Below are 24,632 nucleotides of genomic sequence, written 5' to 3' on the forward strand. Positions count from 1 at the left end.
AAATCTTAACAATCCAACCAACTTATTGATTTATCAGAGGTTTTATTTAACATCACCGCCGATGGATACGCATTATAGGGGAAAAAAATTCCTGCGCAACCCCTTTTTCAATCTTTCTCTATCGGATGGGTGTTTATTCTACAAAAAAGCTTTTTTTGATTACTTAATGTCCATTTTTATCACTATTTTTATACTCTTTTTTTAGTTAAACTCATTCTTACCACATATTCCACCTTAAAACCCCTTCAAAATGCCTTCACTAAAACAAAAAATTATCCTATTTTTACTAGCATTGTCATACATAAGCCCAAGCTATGCAGCTCCTCATCAAAATAACGGTATTGCTACAACAACTTTTTCAATTTTAAGTTATTCAAGATTAAGTAACCCATCTAATATTTGCATCATTAGTAATGAAGCACTTGCCACTCAATTTAAAATCCACAACCAACAAAACAATCTGCAATATCAAATTTACTCAATCAACACCAATGAATTGGCAAGCACCTCTTGCCAAGCAATCATCTTTTCCTCACTCACAGCCCAAGAAGAACAACATCTTCTCAATACAGCTGTGCGCTATCCCGCACTATCTATTAGTACAAATAATCTCAATTGCGAGATAGGAAGTGCTTTTTGCCTTTATAAAAAAAATAAGCATTTAAGCTTTAAAATCAATTTAGAAAGTTTAAGTCAATCTAAAGTTCATATTGATCCGCGCGTTTTACTTTTAGCAAAGCCAAGTGAGCAGCAATAATGAAAAGAATAAACAGCATTACCTCGCTACAGCAGCTATTTAAACGCTCACAACTCGCTATCTTTATTCTTACTTTTACAATTTGCACTATCATCTTTGCAGTCATTTCCACCTACACAATGGAAACTTACGCCAATCGCAATTTACATATTTTATCGGAAGCTCTGGGTGAACGGATTCAACCCGCTGTTGTTTTTAAAGACCAAATTACAATTGCACAAATCCTTGCAGAATATTCAGAACAATATCCCATTCGCTCGATTCAAGTTTTAGACAATCAAAATAATTCACTTGCGCAGATCAAACATACTGAAAACCCAACCTTCTCAAGTCAGGTCATTTTAGATCACCTTTTCTTTAATCAACCTGCAACCATTAACATTCAACATGACCAAGAAAATTATGGAAAATTAATTGTTTATGGCAATTCATCCGCTTTAGTGAGTTTCTTTTACAAACTACTATTGGGTTTAGCATTAGGCTTTCTCATGATGCTTGCTGTTCTTTTCTGGTCTGTCAGCACCCTCTATCAACACCTTATGAAGTCACTACAGCCAATTGTCGAAACAGCACAGATGATTAGTGAAGAAAAAAACTATCAATTACGCTTAGCAGATTCAGATATACAAGAATTTCAAGAGCTTAATATTGCTTTCAATGAGTTGTTAGAAAAAATCCACACATCAAGCCAACAGTTGCAAACTGAAAATATTAAACTCAGCCATCAAGCACATCACGATGAACTCACCCAACTTCCCAACCGACATTATTTTTACCAAACTTTATTCAATTTATTCGACTCTAAACACCGAGAACATATTGCTTTATTTTTTATTGATAACAATAACTTTAAAGACATTAATGACCAATATGGCCATTTAGCGGGTGATGCGGTACTGCAAGAAATGGCAAAGCGATTAAAATCCAACTCACGTCAAAATGATTTTATTACTCGCCTTGGCGGAGATGAATTTGCGATTATTGTCCACAATATTCAACAACCGCAACAATTAGCCAGCATTTGTGAACATTTGTTAAGTTGCAGTAAAGCACCGCTTATTTTCGAAAAATCTGAAATTCATTTCAGCTTCAGTATTGGGATTGCTTTTGCAAAAAATGCAACATCCCCAGAAGAACTCATTACTCAAGCCGACAGTGCAATGTATCGCGCAAAAACGTTACCGCACCACTGGTTTATCTCCCCCAACCTAAATAACACATAGGCCCAAGCAGATGCATGTCAAAATAATCAAGACAACTTTCACTATTTTATTCTGTACTTTTTTAACAGCATGTATGAATCTCGGTCAGCTCAACTACAAACAAGTACATATGTTAAAAAAAGAGGGATTTTCACTAACAAATGAAGGCTGGACACTCGCACTCCCCGAAAAACTACTGTTTGGTTTTGACAGCACAGAAATTCAAGAATCACATAAAGCATCACTCAACCGACTATCTTCACAATTGCAAAAATATGATTTAGATAAATTAAAAATCATTGGGCATACCGATGACATTGGAAATGAAAGTTACAACCAAACACTCTCAGAAAAACGCGCGCAAAATGTTGCCAATGTTTTTATTCAAGCTGGCTATAAGCAACAAAATATTCAAACGTTTGGACGTGGCCCAAGCCAACCCCTAGTGCAAAACAATTCCAATGAAAATCGAGCAATCAACCGTCGTGTGAATATCATTATTATTCCGTAATTATTTTTTTAATATAAAAACCCTCCCATTCAAGAGGGTTTTATTTTTTCACATTAAATTCCACAAATTTTAGGCATAAAAAAACCGCATTTAAGCGGATTATTTATATCATCTTTTTAAAGATGGTCGGAGCAGTAGGATTCGAACCTACGACCCCCTGGTCCCAAACCAGGTGCGCTACCAAGCTGCGCCATGCTCCGAATTGGGGTGAATGATGGGGCTCGAACCCACGACAACCGGAATCACAATCCGGGGCTCTACCAACTGAGCTACATCCACCGTTACAACATTTTAGATTCTAAAATATCAAGCTACCAAATGGTGCGCCTGACAGGATTCGAACCTGTGACCATCCGCTTAGAAGGCGGATGCTCTATCCTACTGAGCTACAGGCGCATGACCTATGATACCAAAATATCATTAAACCTTCGCCTTGAAGAATTGGTCGGAGCAGTAGGATTCGAACCTACGACCCCCTGGTCCCAAACCAGGTGCGCTACCAAGCTGCGCCATGCTCCGATTCATCTTAGCTTCGTACTACACATCGTGCGGTACGGTGTGCATTCTAGGCGTGACGCTTAATAACGTCAACACCTATATTCAAAAAAAATCAAAAAATCGCTTCAAATGTATATTTATCAAGCATGTTAGACATTTTATATACAAATATTAGCGTTTTAAACTGGCACTGAAGTTCAACATGCGATCTAGCGGCAATTTAGCCCGTGCTGCCAGTACAGGGTCAACGTGTATTTCTTGATCAGAGTTTTGTAAAACCGCTAAAATCCCATCCAATTCATTCATTGCCATCCAAGGACAATGTGCACAAGAGCGACAAGTTGCCCCCTCACCTGCTGTTGGTGCTTCAATCAAAATCTTATGCGGCACCGCTTGTTGCATTTTATAGAAGATGCCACGATCCGTTGCCACGATTAAACGCTCATTTGGTAAAGTCTGTGCGGCTTTAATCAATTGAGAGGTACTACCGACAGCATCTGCAACATCGACCACCGACTCTGGCGACTCTGGGTGCACCAATACTGCTGCATCTGGATACAATGCTTTCATATTGGCAATGCCACGCGCACGGAATTCCTCATGCACAATGCAAGCACCGTCCCAAAGCAACATGTCCGCACCCGTTTTCTTTTGAATATAGCGCCCCAGATGTTGATCTGGCGCCCAAATAATCTTTTCACCCAAGCTATCTAGATGTTCAATAATTTCAACCGCACAGCTTGAAGTAACCACCCAATCCGCGCGTGCTTTAACCGCAGCAGAAGTATTGGCATAAACGACAACAGTATAATCAGGATGTGCATCACAGAATGCTGTGAACTCCTCTACAGGACAACCCAAATCTAAAGAACAGGTGGCTTCTAAAGTTGGCATAAGCACCGTTTTTTCTGGAGAAAGAATTTTTGAGGTCTCCCCCATAAATTTCACACCAGCAACCACCAAGGTTGAAGCCTCATGATCACGGCCAAAACGCGCCATTTCTAATGAGTCTGAAACACAACCACCCGACAGTTCAGCCAACTCTTGAACTTCAGGATCGCAATAGTAATGTGCGACAAGGACAGCATCGCGTTTTTTGAGTTCTGCAAGAATTTGCGCAAATTTTTCCTGTTTGACCTCATCACTCAAATGAATATCTTTAGGCTCGCCTAAACGATCTAAATGCGCCTGCACAATCGATTTAGCCTCATTGGCAATTAAATTGGTCGCATCATTCATAAAAACGTCTTCTCTATCCTTAGTGCCTGTTCACTTACAAGCAATACACTCAATTCACTGATCAAAATGGCATCATGCTTTTTTGATCAAGCATTAAAAACTTTTCATTACAAAAAAGCCTCACAACGGAGGCCTTTCATTCAACCAAACTTAAGAACGGTAATCTGCGTTAATCTTGACATAGTCATAAGAAAGATCACAGGTATAGACCGTATCTTTTGCCTGTCCTCGCCCTAAATCGACACGAATAGTGATTTCGGCTTGAGACATGACACGTGCGCCAGCTTCTTCCGTATAGTCCGCTGCTGCACCACCATCTTTACAGATTTGTACATCATCCAACCAAACTTGGATTTTTTCAACGTCTAAATTTTTAACCCCTGCATAACCAATTGCGGCAAGGATACGTCCCCAGTTTGGATCGGATGCAAAGAAAGCCGTTTTAACCAAGGGTGAATGCGCAATGCTATAAGCAATATCGCAACATTCTTGCGTATCTGCACCACCTTCGACGGCAACAGTCATAAATTTAGTCGCACCTTCACCATCACGTACAATCAGTTGTGCTAAACGCTTCATCACGCGGGTGAGAACATCCAAAACCACCTTATAACGCGCATCATCGACTGATGTAATTTCTGTGCCGCCCGCTTGACCTGTAGCAACAAAAATACAGGAGTCATTGGTTGAGGTGTCACCATCAATCGTAATACGGTTAAATGAAACATTTACCGTGGTTTTTAATAGCTGTTGTACCAATTCACGACTAATCGGGACATCAGTTGCTACATAACCCAACATGGTCGCCATATTCGGACGAATCATGCCTGCGCCTTTAGAAATACCAGTCATGGTATAAGTAATACCATCCAACTCAAATTGTTCAGATGTACCTTTAGGCAAAGTATCTGTGGTCATAATACCAGTCGCGGCATCTAACCAAGCATCATCCTTCAGTGTATTAAGTGCAGGTTGTAAACCTGTCAATAAACGCGCTAACGGAAGCTGTTCACCAATCACACCGGTTGAAAAAGGCAGAATTTCGGTTGCAGATACGCCTGCAAGCTCAGCCAATTTTGCACAGGTTGCTTCAGCATTCGCCATGCCAATTTTGCCTGTACCCGCATTGGCATTGCCCGTGTTAATCACTAAATAACGTGGATTACCAAGCTGAAGATGTGCTTTACATACATGGACTGGCGCGGCACAAAATGCATTTTGAGTAAATACACCCGCAACATTTGAACCTTCTGAAAATTCAAAAATGACAAGGTCACGTCGGTTCTGATAGCGTACATAAGCTTCAGCTGAACCAATTTTTACACCTTTAACCACATGCATTTGTGGCATTGTTACGTCGCCCACCGCCATTTTTAAACTTCCAAATAAGTGCGTGATAAAATGACAGCTTAGTAGAAATTGAATAAAAAATCGAGCAGAACACTTTGTTTGATTTATTTTTTATTGAATTGCACTTTCAAAGCATAAAAAAACCAGTCCGAAGACTGGTCTAAAAAAGAAACTGCGCTTAATTTGAAGCTAATTGTGCAGATTCTGACAATAATGCCTGTTTCGCTTTTTCTTGACTCGCTGTGGATAATGCAGGATTAGAAGCCACAATACGATTTACATTTGCTGCATTCGCAGCAGTTACAGAGGTAGTTTTTAAAATCACTGGACGTTGATTCGGATTCGCAAAAGTATAACGAATCCCTGTACGCGGGCTCATTACTGTGATGTTGTCATCTTTAACCACTGCTTGAGCCGTGGTTGCCCCACGAGCAGCTTGCACTTTATCGACAGTGGTGGTTTGAGCCGTATTTGCAAAAGTCAAAGTAGGAAGCGCTAAAGCTGCAATCATCAATGTTTGTAATACTTTTTTCATTGTCTTTCCGCTTTTCAGAGTTAGATATGCAACTAAATACCATTTAATCTCGCTCTCTGCAAACATATTCACATATTGAAAAACTAAATGGCATATCCAAATTGAATAAAAAAAGCCACTTTAATATATTGTCGCTTAATACAGCAGAGCAATCATTAAAATGGCTGTGTAATCAAGGTAAAATTAAATTTTACCGTGACATTGCTTGTATTTTAGACCTGAACCACATGGGCAAGCCGCATTACGACTTGAAGGTGGAATGATGTTTTGTTCATCAACAGCGCTAAATTGGAAAGTGCTGTCTTCTGACAATGTGATATCACCCGTCAAACCATCCACTTCGGCATGAGAAAGGTTCAATTTCATCGCTTCAGCTTGTGCTTGTTTCTGTGCTTCCATTTCAGCGAGTTCTTCAGCTGTAGGCACATGCACACGTGAAAGATCGGTAATCACATCAGATTTAATCACAGCCAGCATATTCACGAACAAGTTAAATGCTTCTTTTTTATACTCTTGTTCTGGATTTTTTTGTGCATAACCACGTAAATGAATTCCTTGACGCAAGTAATCCATGGCTGCCAAATGGTCTTTCCAATGACGATCCAAAGCACTGAGCATAAAGTGACGTTCAAGCATGGCCGCAGATTCAGCACCCATTTGTTCACGGCGATTACGATAGCGATTCACAATTTCATCAGAAATTCGTTCCACCAAGGCTTCTTCATCTAAACGACGATCTTCTTCCAACCATTGGTTCACAGGTAAATCAATACCGAGGTCATCACGTAAGGCACGTTCTAGACCTGCAATATCCCATTGGTCATGAATTGATTCAGGTGGAATATAGTTTTCAATTACACCTTTCATCACTTCGTGATGCATTTCTTCAATGTAATCTTGCAAAGTAGTTTCAGCAAGTACGTCATCACGTTGTGAATAAATGATCTTACGTTGTTCATTATTCACATCATCGTATTTCAACAAGTTCTTACGAATGTCAAAGTTACGTGCTTCTACTTTACGTTGCGCATTTTCAATTGAACGTGACACCATTTTATGTTCAATGGCTTCATCTTCTTGCAAGCCCATTGCTCGCATCATGCTGACAACACGATCACCCGCGAAGATACGCATCAAGTCATCTTCTAATGACAAGTAGAAACGTGAAACACCTGGATCACCTTGACGACCTGCACGACCACGCAACTGGTTATCAATACGACGTGATTCGTGACGTTCTGAACCAATAATATGTAAACCGCCAGAACTGAGCACCATCTCATGGTATTGTTCCCATTCGGCTTTTAAGCGTGCTTCATCTTCAGTCGTATAATTTTCAATTTTAGCAAGTTTGGCTTTCCAGTTACCGCCGAGCAAAATATCAGTACCACGACCTGCCATATTGGTAGCAATGGTCACCGCATTGGGTGAACCTGCTTGCGCAATAATATCGGCTTCACGCTCATGTTGTTTCGCATTCAATACTTCATGAATAATGCCCGCTTCTTTTAATTTATCAGACAAAATTTCCGAGGCTTCAATGGTCGCTGTACCAATCAAAATTGGCGCAACACCCGCTTCATGAATATTTTGAATTTCTTGAATGATGGCATCGTATTTACCATTACGATTTAAATAAATTAAATCGTTCATATCATTACGGATCATTGGTCGATGTGTTGGAATTAACACCACATCCAAACCATAAATTTCTTTCATTTCCGCAGCTTCAGTATCGGCTGTACCCGTCATACCAGACAGCTTTTTATAAAGACGGAAATAGTTCTGGAACGTCGTGGTTGCCAATGTCTGGTTTTCAGGTTGAATTTCTAAACCTTCTTTGGCCTCAACTGCTTGGTGCAAACCTTCTGACCAACGACGACCTGGCATAGTACGGCCAGTGTTCTCGTCGACAATAATCACTTCACCATCATGAATGATGTATTGAACATTGCGTTGGTATAGATAATGCGCACGAATTGCCGCAGTCACATGATGAACCAAGTTTAAGTTTGCTGCCGAATAGAGGCTTTCTCCTTCAGCCAACAACCCCATACCAATCAGTTCATCTTCCACTGTTTCAAAACCAACTTCAGTCATTTCAACTGAACGTTGTTTTTCATCAATCCAGAAGTGTCCACCATCGGCAACTTTTTCTTCTTTCTGTGCACGAAGTTTAGGTGGAATACTATTAATTGCAGCATACAATTGTGAAGAGTCATCACTTTGACCCGAGATGATCAAGGGGGTACGTGCTTCATCAATTAAGATCGAATCGACCTCATCGATAATGGCATAGCTGAGACCACGTTGTTTTTTCTCAGCCAGTGAAAACACCATATTGTCACGGAGGTAGTCAAAACCGAATTCATTATTGGTACCATAGGTAATATCAGCACGATAGGCTTCAGCTTTTTCTGTCGGATTCTGCATCGAGTAAATAATACCAATGCTTAAGCCTAAGAATTCAAATAATGGGCGGTTTAGCTCGGCATCACGTTGTGCCAAATAGTCATTTACCGTGATGACATGTACACCTTGACTGCTAATCGCATTCAGATAACACGCTAACGTTCCCATGAGGGTTTTACCTTCACCGGTACGCATTTCTGCAACTTTACCTTCGTGAAGGGTAATACCACCAATCAACTGTACATCGTAGTGGCGCATCCCCATGATTCGCTTTGCCGCTTCACGACAAACAGCAAATGCTTCTGGCAATAATTTATCCAGACTTTCGCCTTTGTTATATCGTTGTTTGAATTCTTCAGTTTTAGCAGATAAGTCTGCATCGCTTAGTGCAGATATCGTCGGCTCGAGCGCATTAATCTTATCTACGATTTTACGCATGCGTTTGAGTTCGCGCTCATTTTTGGTACCGAAGATGCCTCCGATCAGACTTGCCAACATGAATAGACTCTCTAAATCTTGCTTGTCAAATGAATAAATTTTTTCTCAGTCGTTATTATGGTGCTAGAAATTTGAAGTACAAGGGCTTTAGACAAAACCAATAAAATAATTCTGCTCGCTCGTTCTAGCACGTGACAGCCAAGGGAAATCAATGTAACAAATTTTAAACAACCAATATAGTCATAGAATTCGTCATTTATACAGTTTTTACAAATCAAATCCGGCTGCTATATTCCATATACTCATAAAGAAATATCAAAATGCTATTTTCCTTGGCAAAAGAAATGCGCCATATTCGATCTCAGCAAAGTTCATAACAAATAATTTGAGGCGATAAAGATGACATTACGTTTAGGCGATACTGCACCGAATTTTGAGCAAGACTCAAGTGAAGGCTTGATTAATTTTTATGATTATTTGGGTGATCATTGGGGGATTTTATTTTCCCATCCCGCTGATTATACCCCTGTATGTACCACTGAACTTGGATTTACTGCAAAACTGAAAGATGAATTTAGCAAACGTGGGGTGAAAGCCATCGCCCTGTCTGTCGATGATGTTGAATCGCATCACGGATGGATTCACGACATTAATGAAACTCAAAATACTACGGTGAACTTTCCCATTCTTGCCGATAAAGACCGTAAAGTTTCAACTCTATACGATTTCATTCACCCCAATGCCAGTGAAACACTTACTGTACGTTCTTTAGTGATTATTGATCCAAATAAAAAAGTTCGCTTAATCATTACCTACCCAGCATCGACAGGACGTAATTTCCATGAAATTTTACGTGTCGTAGACTCGCTACAACTGACAGATCAACATAAAGTTGCCACACCAGCCAATTGGCAACACGGTGATGATGTGGTGATTGTGCCTTCGCTGAAGGATGAAGATGAAATCAAACAACGCTTCCCTAAAGGCTACACAGCGGTTAAACCATACTTGCGTTTAACCCCACAACCTGAGACCAAATAAGACATTGTCTTATTTGTCGCAAGGCAAACGAAGTGCGTAGTAAAGGATAAGTGGAGCACCGCTCCACCCTGAGGAATATATTCCGCAAGAAGATGAGAAGCTGTGCTTCGAGTACAAAAATAAAGACACTGTCTTATTTTGTCGCAAGACAAGCGAAGCGCGTAGTTTCGGATAAAGAACACAATGCTTTAATTGCAGCGCAAGGCAAACGAAATATGGAGTATCGAAAATAAAGCCAGCATCGCTCGCTAGAAATACAGGATTAACATGACGAGCCAAATCCTGATTGTTCTACAGCCTGTCTATGACTAATACTGATCAGCTAAGGGGTTTTACAATTAACTTCTTAGCTTTTTAGTTATTCGCGACGGAGTCTTATCGTTTTAAATCAAATTTTTGGAGCTCATTTTTTCTTTTGTTTCGCCAAAAGAACCAAAAACATTTGTCATCCGCAAAACTCGTCAAATACCTTTTATTGACCGATTAACCGCAGAAACCTTACTGTTTCAATCTTGCGGTGTATACACCTCATGCCTCGAACAGTTGCGGATGACATTTCCGTGAATTACATAACATCATGAATTTAAAATAAACAAGCCAATCAATTTCTGAACTAACTGGCATTATGTCTTATGACAGGCTTTTTATTTGACTAAGGAGTTGAATTACAAAATCAAGTTGGTATTTATTTTACAGTCCGTTTATAAATACGCTTACTTAATTTTAAGAATAATGACTGTGATCTATAATATTCATCATTTACATTGCGGCACCATGTGTCCTGTTTGTGCACCGCTTTTTGGGCAAAAAGGTTTACATGCCAAAGTGGTTTGTCACTGTCTGCTTGTTGAAACAGATCAAGGACTGGTACTGATTGATACCGGCTTAGGCATCCAAGATTATCTACACCCCCAAGCCCGTTTAGGCAGTTTCGCTGCACGATTCGGGCGTATAGAGCATGATTTAGAACTGACTGCCATTGCCCAGATTCAACGCTTAGGCTTTAGCCCTCAAGATGTCAAACATATCTTGGTTTCACATCTCGACTTTGATCATGCCGGTGGTATTTCAGACTTTCCGCATGCCACCGTACATGTGCTCTCGACGGAATATAATGCGACACAAAGTTTTTTCTCACTTAAAAATAAAGCGCGCTATAAAATCCAACAATTTAAACAACACCGCTACTGGAATTTCATCGAACCAGAGCAAGGTGAAGCATGGTTTAACCTGCACCAAGTGCAAGGATTTCGCTTATTTCAAGATGAAATTTTAATGATTCCATTATTGGGTCATAGCAAGGGTCACTGTGGCATTGCGATTAAGCAGCAAGATGGCTGGGTGTTCTTCTGTGGCGATGCTTATTTTTCACATCTACAGCTAAATCCCCAAAATAAACTCAGAACGCTGGCTAAATTAGAACGTATTTTTGCTGAAAATAATTCGATGCGTTTAGATAACTTACATAAAATCCAACAACTCGCACAAAGCCAAAAAAATATCGAAATTATTTGTGCACATGATCCTGTTGAATTGGAACGCTATCGAGCATGATGAAAAGAACCCTACTCGCTATTCTTATCAGTAGCTCAAGTCTAGTTGGATGTATCACTACACCCACCATTTCAGCGCAACAGCGTCCGCCCCACTGGGGCAAAATCATTCATCAACCCGATAATTTTTATCAAATCAGTGAGCAGCTATTTCGTAGTGAACAACCTGATGCTGAACTGATTCCACAATTAAAGGCGCACAATATTGATGCTGTGATTAATTTAAGATCAAGAAATGCAGATTTAGCTGTACTGCCAACTACAGATTTTCAATTGATTCATATTCCAATTAATACGTGGGCAATGAACCGTGACGATTTATTGCAGGTGATGCAACACATTCAGCAAGCCAAAGCCCTGAATCAAAAAGTATTGATTCATTGCTATCATGGCTCTGACCGCACGGGTGCAAGTGTTGCCATGTATCGCATTATTTTTGAAAATTGGCAAACTGAAGACGCACTGAATGAAATGAAATATGGGGGTTACGGCTTCCATCCTGTTTGGGTTCATATTGAAAAAATATTTAGCCCTGAAAATATAAAATGGATTCGACAACAACTGTCGAATCCATTTTAATTTTTGCTTTAATCTCTATTTAGCGTTTCTCGAGTGGTACCCAGTCAATCACCCATGCTGATTTCATGCCTAAGCTTGTATCACTGGTAATTTTCTTCCGTGCTGAATCTGCAACCTCTCGATTTTTAGCAGGCCCGACCATAATTCGAATCCCTTTCGAGGTTGGGCTTTTGGTAACCTTATAACCTTTGGCACGTAATTTAGATGCTACTGCATCTGCATTGGCTTCATTTGCAGCCAATGCCACTTGCACCATCCATTGTTTATCACCATTTTCCAATAGATCGCGGGCTTTTTCAGCCTCAGCCTTTTTCTTTAAATCTGCCTCATGCTTGGTTTGTGCTTGTTTTTTCTCAGCCTCTTTCTTTTCTGCTTCTTTTCTTGTGGCTTCCTGCTTCTCAGCTGCTTTACGTTTTTCCTCAGCTTGTTGTTGCGCTTTATCCTCTACTGCTTTTTTCTCAGCAACTTTCTTTTCAGCTAACTTTTTTTCGGCTTCAGCTTTACGTTTATCTTCAGCTATTTTTTTATCAGCATCAGTTTGTTGTTGAACTTTCTGCTGTTGTAACTTTTTTTCAGCACCAAGCTTCTCTTCAGCCAAACGCTTTTGTTTTACTTTTTCATCTTCAATCAGTTCAGGAGGAATATTATCCGAACTTTGCTGTGCGCCTGTACGATGTGCATTTAAAGCTGCATATTCTTCTGCTGCCTTACGTGCAGCTTCTGCTTCTGCTTGTTGCTGCATGACTAAAAACTCTGCTGCACGTACTTCTTGTTCTGCAACTGCTTTTTCACGTGCCCGACGTTGTTCTTCAAGCAAACGTTTTTCGGTTTCAACATCAACCGTTAAAGGTTGCAGCTGAACCATTTCTCCAGTTGTAGCAGGCTTTTGCTGCTCGATTTGGGAAGCATGTTCTGGGGTTTTAAATTCATTTTGATATATTTCGTCTTTACCCTTCAAGAGCAATGCTGCCAATAAAACACCACCACCTAATAAAACAACGCCACCCATCCAACGTTGTGTGCTATTCATTGACATTCTTCCAAATACTCCCATACCGCTTCTAAGGTATGAAATGAACCACATACCAAGATCAGCTGATTATTTTTCGTTTCATTCAGCGCTGATTTAAAAGCCAATTGAACACTTTCAAAGTGTTGTACTGTTTCACCCTGTAATGCCTCATCAAGCTGTGCTCTTTCAGCTGCTCGCGGAACAGTTAAGGGGGCAATTTTCCATGTTAAAACAGTATCTTTCAATAACTCTACGACAGAATTGATATCTTTATCTGCCAGCATTGAAAAAACACCGATCACTTCTGTGTACTGTTTATTGTATTCTAAGTATTTTCGCAACTGCTGTAACAAAAATTTAACACCATGCGGATTATGCCCCGCATCAAAAATAACCGTTTTATCTTGAATTTGACAGATTTCAAAACGACCTGCTAGTCGTGCCTGTTGAATGCCTTGTACAATCGCTGCTTGGCTAACCGTTAAACCACTGAGCAAAATGGCAGCAACTGCCGTTGAAATATTTTCTAATGCTAAAGAGCCGAGAGGAAGTTTTAGGGTTGTACCTGAGGATGAAAACATCCAAGTTTGACCATCGTCGCTATATTGATAACAATAATCACGCTCTGCTACATAAAGTTGCGCATGACATTCATCGACTTTATTTTGAATCGCCTGTGGCAGTGATTGTAAACCACCAAAAATTACGGGAATATTCGGGCGAATAATTCCGGCTTTTTCAAAGGCAATTTTTTCAATCGTGTCGCCTAACCAATCGATATGATCTAGACCAATATTGGTAATCACAGCCACATCTGGGTCTACGACATTCACCACATCTAAGCGACCACCCAAACCGACTTCTAAAACCCAAACATCACATTGTTGATGTTTAAAAATTACAAAAGCAGCCAAAGTGGTTGCTTCAAAAAACGATAAGCTTAAATCACAAGCACGACGTGCTTGATCCACTTGTACAAACGCATTCACCAAAGTCTGGTCATCCACTTCAACCCCAGATAACTTCACCCGTTCATTAAAACGGTAAATATGTGGGGATTGATATAAACCGACTTGATAGCCTTGCGCATTTAAAATGGCAGCTAAAGTCGTGGTGGTTGAACCCTTACCATTGGTTCCTGCTACAGTTAGGACTTTTGCCTGTGGTTGTGTCACTCCGAGCTTTTCAGCCACAGGAATGACACGTTCTAGACCTAAATCAATGCCCGTAACGTGAACATGGCTCCAATAATTGAGCCATGTAGTTAAAGAGTCTGTTGCAAGTGGTGCTGTGTTCAAGGCAAATTCATCAGTTTCGCGACAATACGATATACAGTATCACGTAATGCGTGACGATGAACAATTTGATCGATTACACCATGATCAAGCAAATATTCAGCACGTTGGAATGGTTCTTCCAATGTTTCACGTACAGTTTGCTCAATCACACGTTTGCCCGCAAAACCAATCATGGCTTTCGGTTCAGCAATATGAACATCACCTAACATCGCAAGTGAAGCCGTTACACCACCATATACTGGATGCGTCAATACCACTAAATACGGTAAACCTGCATCTTTCATACGTTGAATCGCTGCTGAAGTTCGTGCCATTTGCATGAGTGACAACATGCCTTCTTGCATACGTGCGCCACCCGATGCAGCGAAGCAGATTAATGGTTGTTTGTCTTTAATCGCACGTTCAGCCGCCTGTACAAAACGGTCACCCACAACCGTACCCATTGAACCGCCCATAAAGTCGAATTCAAATGCACATGCAACCAAAGGAATACCTTTCAACACACCTTGCATCACCACCAATGCTTCAGTTTCACCAGTTTTCTTTTGTGCTTCAGACATACGGGCTGGATATGGCTTGGTGTCCACAAACTTGAGTGGATCTTTCGCAACAAATTCTTGACCCAATTCATTTTGAACTTGGTCAAAGAACCACGTTAAACGTTCACGTGCTTTCATACGCAAATGTTCGTCACATTGCGGACAAACATAAGCGTTAAATGATATCGCTGTACGTGTCACCAGTGCGTGACATTCAGGACATTCGATGGTTGGTTCTGTAAACGTTGCTTTGAGTGCAGTTTGCTCATCGGGTGTGTGAATACCCGGAACATGACGTTCCGTCCACGGCGTCGCTGGGCTCAGAATTTTGCCTGATTTCACTTCTTGATTCATACTAACTCATCGAGCGCTGCTCGAAGCTCCTTGACTTTATTAACCGTTTCGACAACAGCTTGTTCTGGCGCTAAGTTCGCAAATTGTTTGACAAAAGCACTACCAACAATTACCGCATCAGCCGCTACACCCATTGCTTTCGCAGAGGCAGCATCGCTAATACCAAAACCCACACCAACAGGAATATCAGTCACAGCTTTAATTTTTTGGATACGAGTCGCAGCTTCAGAGACATCTAAGGTTGCAGCACCCGTTACCCCTTTCAAGGACACATAGTAAATAAAGCCACTGGCTTGATTCGCCACATATTGAATACGTTCATCGGTAGATGTTGGCGCAAGCAAGAAAATTTGATCCATGTTGAATTTTTTCAACACGTCATCTAAATCTTTTGCTTCTTCAGGTGGTAAATCCACCAAAAGTAAACCATCTACACCGCATTCATTGGCATAAGACACAAATTTTTCATAACCAATCACTTCAACTGGATTTAAATAGCCCATTAAAACGACGGGTGTTTCTGTGTCTTTTTGACGGAACTCTTTCACCATATTCAAAGCATCTAAGGTATTGGTTCCGCCTGCCAATGCACGTTCTGCTGCAAGGGCAATCACTGGACCATCTGCCATAGGATCTGAAAATGGAAGACCAAGCTCAATCACATCTACACCTGCCTCAACCATCTGGTGTAACAATGGAACCGTTACTTGCGGATGAGGGTCACCAGCCATCACATAAGAAACTAGCGCCTTACGCTGTTGAGATTTAAGCTGTCCAAAACGAGTGGCTAAACGTGACATAAGGGTATGCTTTCCTTGAATTATTTTAAAACTGAGGAGTTGGCTTTGTAGAAACACAAGACAACGCATTGTAACGCTATTTTTTACTCATTGAATAGAGTCTGAAAACTTCACGATACACTAGACTGACAATCTCATTTTTTCAGAACAATCCGAGAACACCATTTACTGATATTTACGATTTTTTCTCAATGATCAAAGATGCCTAATTTTGCTATTTAAAAAAATACCCAACATTAAGATAAACTTATTTTTATTGGTAAAAACTTGATAAAAATAACTAAGTTAGCTTTTACATTTAATGTTTTATGAAATAGCAAAACCTGCACTATACTACACACGATTTTCCTTTTTTCTATTTTATATGACTCCCAACTCCCAAGGTAAAGTGCAGGCGCGTGCGTTGGCACTGCTACCTCTTATTGTATTTTTAGCCATTTTTTTAGGCAGTGGTATCTATCATTCCATGATTGGTACTGAGTTTGCTTTTTATCAAGTTAAAGCACCTGTGGCAGTGCTGCCTGCTATTATTCTTACAGTGTTGATTTACCGTGGCAAAGTAAATGTCGCGATCGATGAGTTCTTAAAAGGCGCCAGTCATCCCAACTTGGTTTTGATGTTTATGGTGTTTATGCTGGCAGGTGCATTTGCCAGTACCAGCAGTGCGATTGGCAGTGTGGATGCAACGGTTCAACTGGGGCTCTCGATTATTCCACCTGCGTTCGTGTTACCGATGCTGTTTGTCATTTCGGCATTTATTGCAACAGCAATGGGCACTTCGATGGGCACCATTGCGGCGTGTGCCCCGATTGCTTTCGGCTTTGCACAAGTGACCAACATTGAAGCCGTTTATGCGATTGGTGCAGTGGTGGGCGGGGCAATGTTTGGTGATAATTTATCCATGATTTCAGACACCACCATTGCAGCTACCAGCAGTCAAAAAGTACAACTCCGCGATAAGTTCAAAGTTAATGTATGGATTGCAGTTCCTGCGGCCATCATTACCATTTTAATTTATATATTGACCAGCCATACTTCACAAAATATTGTATATAAAGATTATGACCTCTGGCTCATTCTGCCTTATGTCGCTGTATTTTTACTGGCTTTTTCACGTTTACACGTCCTTGCCGTTTTAACCCTTGGGGTCGTACTTTCAGGCTTGATTGGTCTGGTTGTCCGTCCAAATTTTGATTTATTACAGCTCAACACATCCATCTATGATGGCTTTGTGAGTATGTTTGAAGTTGCATTACTGTCTATGTTTTTAGGCGGTTTGTCTGCTCTCATGCAAAAAGAAGGCGGGCTACAATGGTTAATTGAACGCATTTACAGTGTGACCCGTTTGCTAAAAGTCGGACGGCAACGTGCAGGTGAATTGGGAATCAGTTTCCTTGTGCTGTTCGCCAATCTTTTTGTGGCCAACAATACCGTTGCAATTATTTTATCGGGTGATATGGCACGTGAAGTGGCAAAAGAATACGGTGTAGATCCGAAACGTGCTGCGGCCTTAATGGATATATTTTCCTGTATTGTACAGGGCTTGATTCCCTACGGTGCTCAATTACTCTTGGCATGTTCGATTGCAAAACTATCGCCCGTAGAACTGATTGGTAATATTTACTATTGTTGGGTATTGGCGATTTTTGCAATTTTAGCGATTGTATTTCGCTTTCCAAGATTCAAAGCGGCTTAAACATCAGCCCGATAAAAAAATGATCTGAAAAGGTAATGCTCGTCAGTTAAGTATTGTTGAATCCTCCCCTTGCGAAACAGTGTTTCTCATCCTTTTTCAAAGGAGGGAGTATCTGGAATTCAATACCTTATTGAATTATGCTTAACTGATCAGTATTCATCTTAAATAGGTCGTTTTTTTATGGCGCACGTTATTCTTTGAGCTGTTGCTTTCGCTGCAATAGCGTTTGACCATTATAGGCTTTATAAGCACGTGCCAAAGCAGACTGGTCTGAATAGCCCAAATATATTGCAATTTCAGTCAAGCTCATATTTTGCAGTAACAATTGCTCACAGCGCTTCATTCGCTCTATTTCAATAATTTTTTTAAACGATGAATTTTGCTCATTCAATTGACGTTGTAGTGTTCGTGAAGAGATATGTAATGCTGTGGCAATTTGCTCAATTTTCGGCACACTATTTTGTAAGCGCAAATATTCAGCCACTCTCATATGCAGCTGTTGATCTAAAGTTTCATAACTTAATCTAGACGCAATCGCCTCTTCAGCTTGCTTGGTGAGTAAATGAATCAGCGATGGATCGGATTGGTACGGTTGTAACTCTAAACTGTCTAAACTCAATACCAGTTGATAATCCGTTTGTTTAAATAACACCTCACAACCATAAAACTTCTGATATGCATATAGACTCATTTGCGCTGCATGAGCAAAATGTAAAGATCTTAAAATAGGTTGACTTAAACCAAAAATTTGTCGTGCTAATTGCACAATACAGGCAAAAGTCATTTCATGAATTAAGGCATATTTTTCATCAATATTGGGCCATGCCAAATGAATTTCATCCCCATGTTGATAGACGTGTACCCGCGTTGCCGCAGAACCATCAATCACCAAACGACTAAAACGCATTACATAATGAATCGCCTCTGCTACGCTTTTACTTCTCGATGCGATATAACCTAAAACCCCAAAATGCTCAGGTCGTATATGCCGCGCCATTTCAAAAATCAGTTGTGGGCAATCAAGATGCTGCTGCGTGCGCTGGATGATCTCTAAGAAGAATATATACGATGACTGTGTATCGATAGGCATGTTTAACACCTGACGTAATTGTGCTTGATCCTGTTGAAGAAAATCGAGTTGCAACCCATCTAAACCACGTTCTGCCAAATACATTTGCCAGAGTTGAAAATAGCCATTCGGTATCTGTATTTCGTGCATGGCTTTGCTCTATATGTTCGGACTATTGTGACAGGCGATCTTTTTATTCTGTCGTCAAATGTATAAAAATTGGCAATTACTGTCAAAACAAAATCCAAAAAGACCGACATACTGCAATTATTCAAGGCGATTTAAGTAAAATAAAATGAATGCCATTGTCCAAAATCCAATCACTCCTGTTGTTCGTAGTCATCTCGATTTTAAACTCAATGAAATCCCACGTTTTTGGTTTGGGGGAGATCCCTTTATTACCCGTATGTTTGATGCGTTAAGCCTGACTTTCCCAGATGGCGAGCGCTATTTTATTCAATCCGTTCGTTTGTTCCGCGATCAAATTACTGACCCAGATTTAAAGCAACGCGTTGCGGACTTTATTCGCCAAGAAGCACAACATGGTATCGCCCATGACCAAATGAATCAGGTCATGAAAGAGCAAGGTATGCCTGTTGACCTGTTTATTCGGCGTTTAACGAAAATTTTTAAATTCGAACTGGAACAGCGTTCACCTCAATACAACATTGCCATGACCGCCGCAGCTGAACACTTGACTGCACTCATGGCAGAAACTTTTTACAATAAAAAAGCAACCTTACGGGATGCTCACCCCTATGTTCGCGCACTCTTTGCTTGGCATGCGATTGAGGAAATGGAACATCGGGATGTCGCTTTTGATGTCATGAAACAAGTCGGCAATGTACCTGAATCCACCCGTAAATTTACACTGGCATGGACCACCTTGCTGATGCTTGGTTTTACCATTTACCGTACCAATGTGATGTTAGAATATGACGGGTTTACGCCATTACAACGGCTCAAAATGAATATTCGAGGATTGCCTTGGTTTTTGGGTAAAAATGGCATCTTTAGAAGAATGGGCAAGCAATACCGCGACTGGTTTAACAAAGACTTCCATCCTAACCAACATCCTGTCATTGCCCAATATGATGTTTGGGTAAAAACCCTAGAAGAAACAGGTGATCCAATTGCCGCAGGAGAAGCTTTTTGGCAAGCGGCTAAAGATTAAAAATATATTGATTCATATTGACCAAGTCCCTATCCATAAGGACTTGGTCTTATTGTTTATGCTATAGCATCTTACCATTTGGCATAATGCTGCTCTAACAAGCCATATTCATTTAACAAGACAATTTCTTGCCCATCTTGCTGAATCGTGCCGCTAATTTTAGCTTGCCATTGGCTAAATTGGCTTCCGACTAATCTTAAATTAAGATTTTCATAGCGTCGCCATCCCGTCTTCACATCCAAATTTAATTTTTCATCGAGTGAACGAATCGTCCAATGCCCTTCATCTTGATGTTGAAATAAAACATCGCTTAAAGGATACAAAACCCCATTCACCCACAAACAATTTTCATTGCCAAAACTTTCATTTACCCCAGAAGCTAAATTTAAGCCAATGCGATTATTATTCGCATCCCAAAAATTACATGACAACCAAAACCAAGCTGTTTCTGGGCGTAGAAAACCACAGGTGTCATCTAAAGAAGCAAAAGTTCTTTCATTAAACTGGATGGTTTCACCCTGCTTATTTATAAAAAAACCTTCGCAAGCTAAAGTCGTCAGTTTTTGCGTATACGTCCAACCATTAATGCCTGTTGGGCTACACATACTCAGTGGATCTGTTCCTGCACAAAAAATTCGCGCGCTGAGTTTAATTTCACCATATTTAGTCACATGGATATAACGCACGCCATTGGCATGCTGAATATCAATTTGAAAAGGAGACTTAGAAAAAAAACTTTGATTATAAAGCGGTTGTTCATCAACAACGGTATGACGGGATAAAAAGTTAATTGCATTCCATTCTAAAACTTCATGGGTCATATGGTTATAAACATATACAAAGCCATGACCTGCCCAAGCAATATCAGCAATGGCTAAACCAATGGTGTAGTGTTCATGCTGAATACAACAAAACTTAAATTTTTTATATTTTAGCCGCTTACGCCAACCTGTAAGCACTTCACCATAAGGCGTTTTATATTGATATTTATTTAAATCGATAATCTTTGGAAGAGCACTGAAACGTCCATAATTCGGTTGTCCATTTGATTGAATCAAATCCATTTATCAAATTCCATCTAGCTAAGAGATCATAAATTCCATAATCTTATTATGCCTATAAAAATATATGAAAACAGTGTCATTAATCGTTATTTATCCAAAATTTGCAAAAACTTCATCTCATTCTTTTAAGTTGATTTATGCATAAATAATATTGATTAATCATTAAGATACGCCTATTAATCATTGAGCATTAAATAGGTGTTTTCCCACTGATTCCCTGAAAACTCACCTTCAATTAATTGCACATAACGACCATGTACTTGATCAATGGCAATACAATCATCCACATCTAATACGCGGTCTGTATGTTGTTTTTGCCAATGCTGTGCAAAGTGGGCTTTGCCACGTTGTTTGGCCACCATTGCATTTTGTGCAACCACTAAAACATAGCGATGCAACTCACCAAATTCAAGTGCATCATAGCCGCCTAGGTTAAGCAAATAGAGTTTTTGATCGGCTTGATTCGGTGCAGCATCGGTAAATTGAATTTGATAATTTTGACCTTCAAATGCCACACCATAAATCTGTGCCCAAGCATCAATATGTAAACCTTTTTGTTCACCAAACCATGCAGTTTTAAGTTGTGGGTAAATGTCTTCAAGCGAATCACCCACGGCTAAAACCACATCATGAACTTCTGTGTTGGCACGGACATGACGACCACCGAGCATGACAATAAATAAGCTGGGCATGTTCTTCCCTCTATTCAATAATTTCTCTTACATCGCAAAATGATTAATCTAAATGATACACGCCAAACTTATCAGCAACTGTTCGAGTCAGACTAAAATTAAATAAATCATGTTTCTGCGAAGTATAAATCACATGATGGGATTCGACGAGTTTTGCTGATGGATCGTATTTTGGTTACTTTTTTAAAAGTAACATTACCAACTCCTACCATGAGATGAATAAACGGTAAGACTCCGTCATGATAAAAATAATGATAGATTAAAAGTATGGGAGACGCGGAGGCGACATGGATGTCGCCGTTTTACTGTGCTGCAAGGATGCAGCATCAGTAAAACAAATGGTTTTGCTTACTTTTGCCAAAACAAAAGTAAGATATTTCCTACGCAAACCAATCACAATTCATCACTTAAAATGAGGAAGTGCATTTATAAATTTTCCCTCTTTTAAATTACCTAAGCCATTTTCATTAAAGTAAATAAAAAATCGTGCTGAGCTTTTACCCAACACGATTCTTTAAATCCCCTCTCCAAACCTCCTCCAAATAGGGAGGCTGCAAAGAAGTAATTACATCTCAACCATTTCCACGCCATCAATACGCGCAACCGTCATCAAGTCTTTATCACCACGACCTGAAACCGTCGCAATAATAATTTGATCTTTTGACATGGTTGGCGCAAGTTTCGTCACATACGCCATGGCATGTGAGCTTTCTAGCGCAGGAATAATCCCTTCAATTTGGGTCAAATCACGGAAGCCTTGTAATGCTTCTTGGTCATTGATGGGCACATATTCAACACGGTGCATATCTTTTAAGAAACTGTGCTCAGGGCCCACACCCGGATAATCCAGCCCAGCCGAAATCGAATGCGTTTCAATGATCTGACCTTGATCATCTGACATTAAATAGGTACGGTTACCGTGCAACACGCCCACATGACCTGCATTTAATGGTGCAGAATGCTTGCCTGTTTCAATGCCATAACCTGCGGCTTCAACACCATACATTTTCACATCTGGATCATTCAAAAATGGATAGAACAAGCCCATTGCATTTGAACCACCGCCTACACAGGCCACGAGTGCATCAGGCAGACGACCTGCTTGTTCCTGAATTTGCTTACGTGCTTCACGACCAATAATCGATTGGAAATCACGAACCAATTGTGGGTATGGATGTGGCCCTGCAACCGTACCAATCACGTAGTACGTTGAATCCACATTGGTCACCCAGTCACGCATCGCTTCGTTCATGGCATCTTTCAATGTTTTAGAACCACTTTCTACCGGTACAACGGTTGCACCGAGTAAACGCATACGATAGACGTTCATCGCTTGACGTTTTACGTCTTCTGCGCCCATAAACACAACGCATTCAAGACCTAAACGTGCTGCAATCGTTGCCGTTGCTACACCATGCTGACCCGCACCTGTTTCGGCAATAATCCGTTTTTTACCTGAAAGTTTGGCAAGAAGCGCCTGACCAATGGTGTTATTTATTTTGTGTGAACCTGTATGATTCAAGTCTTCACGTTTTAAATAAATTTGCGCACCGCCTAACTCTTTTGACCATCGTTCAGCATGATATAACGGACTTGGACGACCCACGTAATACGCGAGGTCACGGTCGAATTCTGCCAAAAACTGTGCATCATCTTTCATACGGAAATAGAGTTTTTCTAAATCCTGTAATGCAGCCATTAAAGTTTCTGACACAAAACGCCCGCCATGAATACCAAAATGCCCTTGTGCGTCAGGGAATTGGGTATAGTCAATCTTATTTTGCTGATCCACAATGGACTCCTTGCATAAAGCGTTCTATAAGTTGTTGGTCTTTAATACCTTTTGCGGACTCTACGCCTCCGCTGACATCAACTGCGTAAGCCCCAGTCGTCGTTATAGCGTCTTTAATATTTTCAGGGTTTAAACCGCCTGCCAAAATTAAAGGAATATCCAGTTTCGGGAACTGTGACCAATCAAATTGGTGCCCTGTTCCGCCTTTAAGCTCAGGATGCCAAGCATCCAATAATACTGCGCTCGCACCGACGTGTTGATAGCTTTTTATCACCTCTACAACATCTAAATCGGGTTTCACTTGAATAGCTTTATACCAGCGTCGACCCGTTTTTTGTGCAATCGCCTGACATTGTTCAGGTGTTTCATCACCATGAAATTGAATCATGTCCAAGGGTACTTGTTGCAAGACCTGCGCAATTTCATCAGCTGTTGCATTGACAAATAAGCCCACCGTTTGCACATAAGCAGGCACATGCTTTACCAGCACCTTGGCTTGTTCAAGCGTGACATTACGTGGGCTTGGTGGATAAAAGACAAATCCAATAGCATCTGCACCTGCCTGTACAACAGATTGAATATCTTGAATTCGTGTAATTCCGCAAATTTTGGCGCGCGTTCGCATACAGTTTTGGCTCTGGTTTTAGCTCTGTTTAAGCCCAATGTATAAGCTATATATAAATCTTGGACGAATCATTGTAATGCAATTTTAAAAGCTTGAGTAAAGTTCATCCCGAATATTATTTACATACATTGTGTAATTCACATACAAACTTTATACTGCGCGCAAAATGCAACAAGTCTAAGCATTCGCTTTAGGGAAGTTGGTGAAAACCCGACACTGCCCCCGCAACGGTAAAAATGAAAAACATATCAATGAAATCTTTTTTAAGATTGACGCCACTGCACTGAAGGTGTGGGAAGGTGGATATGCAAATATCAACGCTTTGATATTACATTTTAGTCCGGAAACCTGCTTGTTGCTCCTTTAACTCAATCATTCACGGGGGGTGAATGTATGGAGCGT

The 24,632-nt window shown here is 40.4% G+C and carries 21 protein-coding genes, 4 tRNA genes and 1 riboswitch; of the genes, 8 read left to right on the forward strand and 17 right to left on the reverse strand.

The window, feature by feature from the left end:
- The first annotated feature begins 250 nt into the window (after positions 1-250).
- From B9T24_RS12720 to B9T24_RS12730, 3 genes are read left to right on the forward strand one after another with little or no spacing between them, the layout of a single operon-like run.
- On the forward strand, positions 251-757 hold the full coding sequence (locus B9T24_RS12720) for a YfiR family protein (protein WP_086166122.1): 507 nt from the start codon (positions 251-253) through the stop codon (positions 755-757).
- Positions 757-1,980 carry a sensor domain-containing diguanylate cyclase gene (locus B9T24_RS12725; RefSeq protein ID WP_086166123.1) on the forward strand — a complete coding sequence of 408 codons (1,224 nt, stop codon included), beginning with the start codon at positions 757-759 and terminating at the stop codon, positions 1,978-1,980. The genes B9T24_RS12720 and B9T24_RS12725 overlap by 1 nt, the downstream gene beginning before the upstream one ends.
- Positions 1,981-1,990: 10 nt before the next feature.
- Complete coding sequence (locus B9T24_RS12730) at positions 1,991-2,470, forward strand: OmpA family protein (RefSeq protein ID WP_086166124.1); 480 nt, start codon at positions 1,991-1,993, stop codon at positions 2,468-2,470.
- A 123-nt stretch (positions 2,471-2,593) separates the two neighbouring features.
- On the opposite strand, the gene B9T24_RS12735 is transcribed toward B9T24_RS12730, so the two are convergent.
- From B9T24_RS12735 to secA, 8 genes are all read right to left on the reverse strand, one after another.
- A tRNA-Pro gene (locus tag B9T24_RS12735) sits at positions 2,594-2,670 on the reverse strand.
- A 3-nt stretch (positions 2,671-2,673) separates the two neighbouring features.
- Positions 2,674-2,749, reverse strand: a tRNA-His gene (locus tag B9T24_RS12740).
- A 40-nt stretch (positions 2,750-2,789) separates the two neighbouring features.
- Positions 2,790-2,866, reverse strand: a tRNA-Arg gene (locus tag B9T24_RS12745).
- 46 nt (positions 2,867-2,912) lie between these two features.
- Positions 2,913-2,989, reverse strand: a tRNA-Pro gene (locus B9T24_RS12750).
- 150 nt (positions 2,990-3,139) lie between these two features.
- The gene (nadA, locus tag B9T24_RS12755) at positions 3,140-4,207 is read right to left on the reverse strand and encodes a quinolinate synthase NadA (RefSeq protein WP_086166125.1); all 1,068 of its coding nucleotides are present in this window, start codon (positions 4,205-4,207) and stop codon (positions 3,140-3,142) included.
- A gap of 150 nt (positions 4,208-4,357) precedes the next feature.
- Positions 4,358-5,578, reverse strand: a complete 1,221-nt coding sequence (gene argJ, locus B9T24_RS12760; RefSeq protein ID WP_086166126.1) for a bifunctional glutamate N-acetyltransferase/amino-acid acetyltransferase ArgJ — start codon at positions 5,576-5,578, stop codon at positions 4,358-4,360.
- A gap of 157 nt (positions 5,579-5,735) precedes the next feature.
- A complete protein-coding gene (locus B9T24_RS12765; RefSeq protein WP_086166127.1) occupies positions 5,736-6,092 on the reverse strand; it encodes a hypothetical protein in 357 nt (118 codons plus the stop codon).
- A 183-nt stretch (positions 6,093-6,275) separates the two neighbouring features.
- Complete coding sequence (gene secA / locus B9T24_RS12770; protein WP_086166128.1) at positions 6,276-9,002, reverse strand: preprotein translocase subunit SecA; 2,727 nt, start codon at positions 9,000-9,002, stop codon at positions 6,276-6,278.
- Positions 9,003-9,341: 339 nt separating this feature from the next.
- On the opposite strand from secA, the gene B9T24_RS12775 reads away from it, so the two are divergent.
- The 3 genes from B9T24_RS12775 to B9T24_RS12785 all read left to right on the forward strand — a co-directional run bounded on the left by B9T24_RS12775 (position 9,342) and on the right by B9T24_RS12785 (position 12,115).
- Positions 9,342-9,983 carry a peroxiredoxin gene (locus B9T24_RS12775; protein ID WP_086166129.1) on the forward strand — a complete coding sequence of 214 codons (642 nt, stop codon included), beginning with the start codon at positions 9,342-9,344 and terminating at the stop codon, positions 9,981-9,983.
- Positions 9,984-10,721: 738 nt separating this feature from the next.
- Positions 10,722-11,537 (forward strand): MBL fold metallo-hydrolase, encoded by an 816-nt coding sequence (locus B9T24_RS12780; RefSeq protein ID WP_086166231.1) that lies wholly within the window; start codon positions 10,722-10,724, stop codon positions 11,535-11,537.
- Positions 11,537-12,115: a dual specificity protein phosphatase family protein gene (locus B9T24_RS12785; protein ID WP_086166230.1), complete on the forward strand. Its 579-nt coding sequence runs from the start codon at positions 11,537-11,539 to the stop codon at positions 12,113-12,115. The genes B9T24_RS12780 and B9T24_RS12785 overlap by 1 nt, the downstream gene beginning before the upstream one ends.
- A gap of 19 nt (positions 12,116-12,134) precedes the next feature.
- On the opposite strand, the gene B9T24_RS12790 is transcribed toward B9T24_RS12785, so the two are convergent.
- Genes B9T24_RS12790 through trpA form a run of 4 tightly spaced genes read right to left on the reverse strand, consistent with a single transcriptional unit; the run spans position 12,135 to position 16,118 of the window.
- Complete coding sequence (locus B9T24_RS12790) at positions 12,135-13,151, reverse strand: SPOR domain-containing protein (protein ID WP_416224363.1); 1,017 nt, start codon at positions 13,149-13,151, stop codon at positions 12,135-12,137.
- Positions 13,142-14,425 (reverse strand): bifunctional tetrahydrofolate synthase/dihydrofolate synthase, encoded by a 1,284-nt coding sequence (gene folC / locus B9T24_RS12795; RefSeq protein WP_086166131.1) that lies wholly within the window; start codon positions 14,423-14,425, stop codon positions 13,142-13,144. Before folC ends, B9T24_RS12790 begins: the two co-directional genes overlap by 10 nt.
- Positions 14,422-15,318: an acetyl-CoA carboxylase, carboxyltransferase subunit beta gene (gene accD, locus B9T24_RS12800; RefSeq protein ID WP_086166132.1), complete on the reverse strand. Its 897-nt coding sequence runs from the start codon at positions 15,316-15,318 to the stop codon at positions 14,422-14,424. The genes folC and accD overlap by 4 nt, the downstream gene beginning before the upstream one ends.
- Complete coding sequence (gene trpA, locus B9T24_RS12805) at positions 15,315-16,118, reverse strand: tryptophan synthase subunit alpha (RefSeq protein ID WP_004649507.1); 804 nt, start codon at positions 16,116-16,118, stop codon at positions 15,315-15,317. The genes accD and trpA overlap by 4 nt, the downstream gene beginning before the upstream one ends.
- A 364-nt stretch (positions 16,119-16,482) precedes the next feature.
- Between trpA and B9T24_RS12810 the strand changes: the two genes are divergently transcribed.
- Positions 16,483-17,814: a Na+/H+ antiporter NhaC family protein gene (locus B9T24_RS12810; RefSeq protein ID WP_086166232.1), complete on the forward strand. Its 1,332-nt coding sequence runs from the start codon at positions 16,483-16,485 to the stop codon at positions 17,812-17,814.
- Positions 17,815-18,004: 190 nt separating this feature from the next.
- On the opposite strand, the gene B9T24_RS12815 is transcribed toward B9T24_RS12810, so the two are convergent.
- The gene (locus B9T24_RS12815) at positions 18,005-19,033 is read right to left on the reverse strand and encodes an AraC family transcriptional regulator (RefSeq protein WP_086166133.1); all 1,029 of its coding nucleotides are present in this window, start codon (positions 19,031-19,033) and stop codon (positions 18,005-18,007) included.
- Between the two features lie 145 nt (positions 19,034-19,178).
- On the opposite strand from B9T24_RS12815, the gene B9T24_RS12820 reads away from it, so the two are divergent.
- A complete protein-coding gene (locus B9T24_RS12820) occupies positions 19,179-20,057 on the forward strand; it encodes a metal-dependent hydrolase (protein ID WP_086166134.1) in 879 nt (292 codons plus the stop codon).
- Between the two features lie 71 nt (positions 20,058-20,128).
- Here the strand turns inward: B9T24_RS12820 and B9T24_RS12825 are convergent, their stop codons facing one another.
- The 4 genes from B9T24_RS12825 to B9T24_RS12840 form a co-directional block, all read right to left on the reverse strand.
- Positions 20,129-21,121, reverse strand: a complete 993-nt coding sequence (locus B9T24_RS12825; protein WP_086166135.1) for a DUF2804 domain-containing protein — start codon at positions 21,119-21,121, stop codon at positions 20,129-20,131.
- Between the two features lie 176 nt (positions 21,122-21,297).
- Positions 21,298-21,813, reverse strand: a complete 516-nt coding sequence (locus B9T24_RS12830; protein WP_086166136.1) for a DUF1543 domain-containing protein — start codon at positions 21,811-21,813, stop codon at positions 21,298-21,300.
- Positions 21,814-22,378: 565 nt separating this feature from the next.
- Positions 22,379-23,605 carry a tryptophan synthase subunit beta gene (gene trpB / locus B9T24_RS12835; protein WP_086166137.1) on the reverse strand — a complete coding sequence of 409 codons (1,227 nt, stop codon included), beginning with the start codon at positions 23,603-23,605 and terminating at the stop codon, positions 22,379-22,381.
- Positions 23,589-24,230 (reverse strand): phosphoribosylanthranilate isomerase, encoded by a 642-nt coding sequence (locus tag B9T24_RS12840; protein ID WP_086166138.1) that lies wholly within the window; start codon positions 24,228-24,230, stop codon positions 23,589-23,591. The genes trpB and B9T24_RS12840 overlap by 17 nt, the downstream gene beginning before the upstream one ends.
- 156 nt (positions 24,231-24,386) lie before the next feature.
- A riboswitch (cobalamin riboswitch) is annotated at positions 24,387-24,601 on the forward strand.
- Positions 24,602-24,632 lie beyond the last annotated feature (31 nt).

It is taken from the genome of Acinetobacter sp. ANC 4654 (genome assembly GCF_002135425.1).
In the GTDB taxonomy this organism is placed as follows: domain Bacteria; phylum Pseudomonadota; class Gammaproteobacteria; order Pseudomonadales; family Moraxellaceae; genus Acinetobacter; species Acinetobacter kyonggiensis.